The 4860-nt window shown below is 64.5% G+C and carries 6 protein-coding genes and 1 pseudogene; 4 read left to right on the top strand and 3 right to left on the bottom strand.

The window, feature by feature from the left end; genetic code table 11:
- A pseudogene (locus B7X30_RS15425) lies at positions 1–556 on the bottom strand (transposase); the annotation flags it as partial.
- 33 nt (positions 557–589) lie between these two features.
- On the opposite strand from B7X30_RS15425, the gene B7X30_RS15420 reads away from it, so the two are divergent.
- Positions 590–1633 carry an NAD(P)/FAD-dependent oxidoreductase gene (locus tag B7X30_RS15420; protein WP_156053328.1) on the top strand — a complete coding sequence of 348 codons (1044 nt, stop codon included), beginning with the start codon at positions 590–592 and terminating at the stop codon, positions 1631–1633.
- Between the two features lie 370 nt (positions 1634–2003).
- On the opposite strand, the gene B7X30_RS15415 is transcribed toward B7X30_RS15420, so the two are convergent.
- Positions 2004–2579 (bottom strand): hemerythrin domain-containing protein, encoded by a 576-nt coding sequence (locus B7X30_RS15415; protein WP_286731818.1) that lies wholly within the window; start codon positions 2577–2579, stop codon positions 2004–2006.
- Positions 2580–2745: 166 nt separating this feature from the next.
- On the opposite strand from B7X30_RS15415, the gene B7X30_RS15410 reads away from it, so the two are divergent.
- Both B7X30_RS15410 and B7X30_RS15405 read left to right on the top strand, forming a co-directional pair.
- A complete protein-coding gene (locus B7X30_RS15410; RefSeq protein WP_286731815.1) occupies positions 2746–3099 on the top strand; it encodes a carboxymuconolactone decarboxylase family protein in 354 nt (117 codons plus the stop codon).
- 160 nt (positions 3100–3259) lie between these two features.
- The gene (locus tag B7X30_RS15405; RefSeq protein ID WP_286731813.1) at positions 3260–3664 is read left to right on the top strand and encodes a hemerythrin domain-containing protein; all 405 of its coding nucleotides are present in this window, start codon (positions 3260–3262) and stop codon (positions 3662–3664) included.
- A gap of 7 nt (positions 3665–3671) precedes the next feature.
- Here B7X30_RS15405 and B7X30_RS15400 read toward each other — a convergent pair whose 3' ends face one another.
- Positions 3672–4112, bottom strand: a complete 441-nt coding sequence (locus B7X30_RS15400; RefSeq protein WP_286731808.1) for an RrF2 family transcriptional regulator — start codon at positions 4110–4112, stop codon at positions 3672–3674.
- Between the two features lie 225 nt (positions 4113–4337).
- Here B7X30_RS15400 and B7X30_RS15395 point away from each other — a divergent pair.
- A partial coding sequence (locus B7X30_RS15395) for a hemerythrin domain-containing protein (protein ID WP_286731805.1) occupies positions 4338–4860 on the top strand: 523 nt, incomplete at its 3' end.

Genomic DNA, 4860 nt, shown 5'->3' with positions numbered 1-4860 from the left:
GGGCCTTGTAGCTGGCCACGACCTCCTTGGGCGCGAGGTCGGCCACGTTGGTCACCAGCAGCAGCTTGCCGTCCATCAACTCGGCACGCGCCAGCGCCTTGTCGTCGAGACTGTAGACGACCTGCGGGCTCTTGAGATCGACACGCACGATGCGCAGCAGGTGCGACTCGCTGACCTCGTGATAGAAGCGCGCCGTGGCGCCACCGTCGGAGAGCTGGCAGCCGCGGCTCTTGACGCCGGTGTCCTGTCCGTCGAGCTTGCCCGCGAGCTGGGCGGCACGCACCCCCAGTTCCTTGATGCGCTCGCGCCGCCGTGCCGTCTGCTCGGCGGCCTGAGCCGGGTTGTGCGCCACGACCAGGCGCAGGTCCTGCCAGCGGGCCTCGTCAACGACCTCGCTGCTGGCGCCCTCGGCCGTGGACTGGAAGGCCTGCAGGATGTCGGTGAACTCCCCGTAGCGGCGCCCCGGCACGGCCAGGATGAACTCCAGCGGCTGGCCGTCGGGCAGGGTGATGCGGCGCAGCTCCTCGATGTTGTCCAGAGACAGCAGACCGCGGTCGAACCCTACGCCTTTCCGCGCGACGTCGGCTTCATGCTCAACGCCGCGCTCGGCCGCGGCGCGGAAGTTCACTGGCATCTGCGCGGGCTGCAGCAGATGGCGGTGCCGCTGCTGAAGTATTTTCACAACTCCCGTGCGCAGTCGCATGCCCGTGCGACCCTGGCCTACAGCCAACTGATTGCCCACGCCACTGAGGAGCACGCGCCGCTGATCGAGGCTGCTGGCGCCGAGGATCTGGTTCGCCGCGACGGCTTCCGCTTCGTCTTCCGCTCGGCCCGGGCCTTCGACGACGCGCTAATCCGCGCCCGCGACCTGCAGGCCCGGTTCGGTGTGCGGCACGCACCCGAGGATGGCGCCGCGCTCGCCCGCACCGAACCGGCGCTGCGCCTGCGGCTGGCCGGGGCCGTGCATTGGCTCGACCCCTGGGCGATCCGCGATCCGGGCGCACTGGTGCAGCGTTATGCGGCGCTGTTTGTCGCCCGTGGCGGCCGCATCCTGCTGGGCGATGCCGCGACGCTCCAGCCCGCCGGCGCCGGCTGGTCGGTTCTGTGCGAAGCCGGTCGCATCGATGCCGGACAAGCCGTGTTGGCGACTGGCCCGTGGGCCGACGGCCTGATCCGCAAGCTCGGCTACCGCTACCCGCTATTCCTCAAGCGTGGCTATCACCAACACTATCCATCGGCGGCGGTGGACCTGCCACTGCTCGATGCCGAGCGCGGCTACGTTCTCGCGCCGATGCGGCGCGGCCTACGCCTCACGACGGGCGCCGAATTCGCCCCCATCGACGCGGCCCCCACACCGATCCAGCTCGCGAAGGCCGAAGCCCTGGCGCGCGAGCTGGTCGATCTGGGCAGCGCGCTGCCGGAACCACCGTGGCACGGAGCCCGTCCCTGCACTGCCGACATGCTGCCGGTGACCGGCCCCGCACCGCGGCATTCCGGGCTGTGGTTCAACTTCGGGCACGCCCACCAGGGATTCACCCTCGGCCCGGTGGCCGGCCGCCTGCTCGCCGAGATGGCGGCCGACGAGCGTGGCTGGATCGATCCGACACCGTATCTGCCAACCCGCTGGCACTGAGGACTGCCTTCGCCACCCCCCGAAGGGTTCTGGCCCAGCTGGCAGGCGCCCAGGCCTCCATCATCCGGGCTCGCGCGGCCTGCAGTCGGCCGACATCGGTTCGGCAAAGGTCTTCATCACCGCATAGCCCCGCACCGGATCTGTTCGCAGGCTGCTGCCATATGCACAAAGTCATAAGAATTGCCCAACTCCAGAACTTGCAAGGCTTGGAGCGATTTTTGATCCACTTGGCGCTAGGTTGCTTTGGCCAACAGATCGCTAAACGTTTCCAATCTGCAAGACCACTAACGCAATGTCCACCGTTGAAGTTTGTGGAGTACATCGAATCACGCAACGGTTTTCTACCCGATCAAAAGGAAGAATGTCTGTATTAACGCTGCTTCTTGCCGTTGAAGGATGTTTCACACGCCGCGCCGCGCCGCGCTTGCATGGCCTTGCCAATCTCTTGGAGTTGTTCCTCGCCCAAGAGCCGTTTGGCCATGGGAAGTAGCTCGCTTTCTTCGCGCGCAATGTGGCGCGTATGGTGATCGACGAATTCATCCACCGCGGAAGAGTCAAGCGCGCCCGCTTCGCCGAGCGCCACGCGCTCCAGTTGCGGGCGCAACGCCTGCCAGACGGCAGCGAGTTCACGATGGTCGTGGGTCAGCGCCAGGGTGATGTCGCGCAGGCAGACGGGGTCTGAGCCTGCCATCGATTCCAGCAGCGCGGGAAACAGATCGTGCTCTTCATCGGCGTGATGATCACGCCCCGCGGTGTCGAAATAGCGCATCACGTTGGCGGCAGCTTGTCTGGCGTCCTGATCGGCTCCGTGCTCGTCGAGATGCCGCACCAGGCGGCGCAGCGTCGCGCATTGTTTTTCGATGCGCGCGTGGCAGGCCGAAAGCATGTCCAGCGGCGCGTCGAATCCCGCGGCAGCGGACATTGCGGAAAGAAGGTTGATCTCCATGTCGAATCTCGCGAAAAACTTGGTACACACACACGGCCCGCGGTCACAAGCCCAAATCCTGTGACCAGTCTATGGCTTGAAACAGGTAAACGCAATGCATGTTTAATCGACAGGGTTTTGCGAAATGGCCATGATGACGGCTTGTGCCACATACAGGAGTCGCTTCATGTCAACGCCCCCCGTCTATCCGCGAGCTGATCGTGAGTTGACGCAAATGCGTCAAAACCATGCACCGGATCAGTTTGCCGCCTTTCAGCAATTCAGCCAGCAGGCCTTCGCCAAGGGCGCGCTGGACGTGCGGACCAAACAATTGATTGCGGTCGCCGTGGCGCATGTGACCCAGTGTCCCTATTGCATCCGAGGCCACACCAAGGCTGCGCTCAAGGCAGGCGCCAGCCGTGAGCAAATCATGGAGGCCGTTTGGGTTGCCGCCGAAATGCGAGCGGGCGCCGCCTATGCGCATTCGCTTTTAGCGCTGGATACGATGCGCGAGGAGGATGCCAAAGCCGATTCCGCGTAGTCGCGTCAGTGTGCTGTATAGACCGGCGAAGCAGATCGCAGACGCTGGCAGCGCGCTGGCAGTCCTATGCGGAGATGCTGGATTTCGACTTTCTGTTCAAGCAACACGACGGCGCTGACCAGCGCATCTCACAATCCGCAGACACAGGAGAAACCTGAACATGGTCTCGAATCCGGCTGAGGACATCCCCGCGCAGCATGTGGCGATGCTGGCGGCAGTGCAGCGCATGCGCCTGGGTCTGCTCGCCGGTGACCTGGTCGAGGCGCGCGCCGCGCGCGACTTGCTGCAAGGCTTGCATGCAGCCCATATCGGGCTCGAAGAAACCGCGCTGATTCCGAAGCTGCCGACCAGCGCACGCTGGTCGGCAAAGGTCTATCTGGCCGAGCATGCCAAACTGAGCGCGATGCTCGGCGAATGGCGCGAGATCTTGGCACGCCAGCCTGACCGACTCGACCCGCCCGAACAACGTCTGGTGCTGCTCGACGCTTCAGCGCCTTTGCAGCATCTGCTCGAACATCATTTCGAGCGTGAAGAAAAGGGCCTGTTGATCGAAGCCCGGCAGTGAACCGCGCTCAAGCCGTGGACAGCGGCACGGCGACGAACTTGCGCAGCGCAGGATTGAGGCAGTCTGCCAAGGTGGTGTCGTTGAGCGCGGCATAGAACGCGCGGCGTGCGCGTTCGAGTTTGGGCCGCAAGGCGCAAAAGCCGGTGAGCAGGCAATGGCCGCCATCGTCGCGGAAACACTCGGTCAGCGGGGCGTCGTCTTCCAGCCATTGCAACACCTCGCCGATGCGAATGGCCGTGGCGCGCCTGGCGAGCTTGACGCCGCCTCCTGCGCCGCGCGTGGTCTGCACATAGCCCCCGGCGGCAAGGCGCTGCAGCACCTTGATGAGGTGGTCGCGCGAGATATCGAGCTTGGTCGCAAGCTCGACACTCGACCAGGTCTCGCGTTCGCTGCCGGCCAGCACGAGCAGGGCGCGCAAGCCAAAATCGGAAAAAGAGGTCAGCCGCATGGTGGAATCCGTCTGAAGAGGTATTGCAAATACCACTCAAGAATTTTATAGTGGAGTCCATTCTACCTTTTTACGTCTCGCCTCACATCATTTGCACAGGACCTTCCGCCATGCACACCCTCGACATCCCAGCAAGCTCGTCCTCACCGTTCGCCGCCCTTCCCCCTGCCCGGTTCCACCGCCGTGTTTCGGCGCCACCGGCTGGACTTCTGTTGCGGTGGCGACATGACCCTGGAAGCGGCCGCGCAGGCGCGCCAGCTCGACTTGGCGGCTATCGAGTGCGAACTCTCGGAGTTGAGCCCGCAGGCGCTGGATGACACGCCGAGCGACCCCGATGCCCTGATCGATCTCATCGTCAGCCGCTTCCACGACGTGCACCGGCGCGAGCTGCCGGAATTGATCACCCTGGCCGCCAAGGTCGAGCGCGTGCACAAGGACCATGCCGACGTTCCGGCCGGCCTGGCGGCCCTGCTCCAGGAGATGCTCGACGAACTGCAGGAGCATATGCAAAAGGAAGAACAGATCCTGTTTCCGATGATGCGCCGCAATCCCGGTGCGGTTCTCACCCCGCCGATCTCGCGCATGCGCGCCGAGCATGACGACCACGGCCGGATGCTGCAACGCGTGCAGGATCTCACCCACGATCTGCGGCTGCCCGCCGAGGCGTGCAACACCTGGCGCGCGCTGTATGCAGGTCTGGACAAGTTCACCGCCGATTTCATGCAGCACGTCCACACCGAAAACAACA

It is taken from the genome of Thiomonas sp. 13-64-67 (assembly GCF_002282795.1).
Classification (GTDB): Bacteria; Pseudomonadota; Gammaproteobacteria; order Burkholderiales; family Burkholderiaceae_C; genus Thiomonas; species Thiomonas arsenitoxydans.
Note: the sequence above shows the minus strand (reverse complement) of the source record. Positions and strands in the feature narration are given on the sequence as shown.

Bases quoted from the DNA above. Each gene is read 5' to 3' on its own strand.
- B7X30_RS15420 (WP_156053328.1), top strand. From the start codon at position 590: ATGCTCAACGCCGCGCTCGGCCGCGGCGCGGAAGTTCACTGGCATCTG.
- B7X30_RS15415 (WP_286731818.1), bottom strand. From the start codon at position 2,579: ATGGAGATCAACCTTCTTTCCGCAATGTCCGCTGCCGCGGGATTCGAC.
- B7X30_RS15400 (WP_286731808.1), bottom strand. From the start codon at position 4,112: ATGCGGCTGACCTCTTTTTCCGATTTTGGCTTGCGCGCCCTGCTCGTG.
- B7X30_RS15405 (WP_286731813.1), top strand. From the start codon at position 3,260: ATGGTCTCGAATCCGGCTGAGGACATCCCCGCGCAGCATGTGGCGATG.
- B7X30_RS15410 (WP_286731815.1), top strand. From the start codon at position 2,746: ATGTCAACGCCCCCCGTCTATCCGCGAGCTGATCGTGAGTTGACGCAA.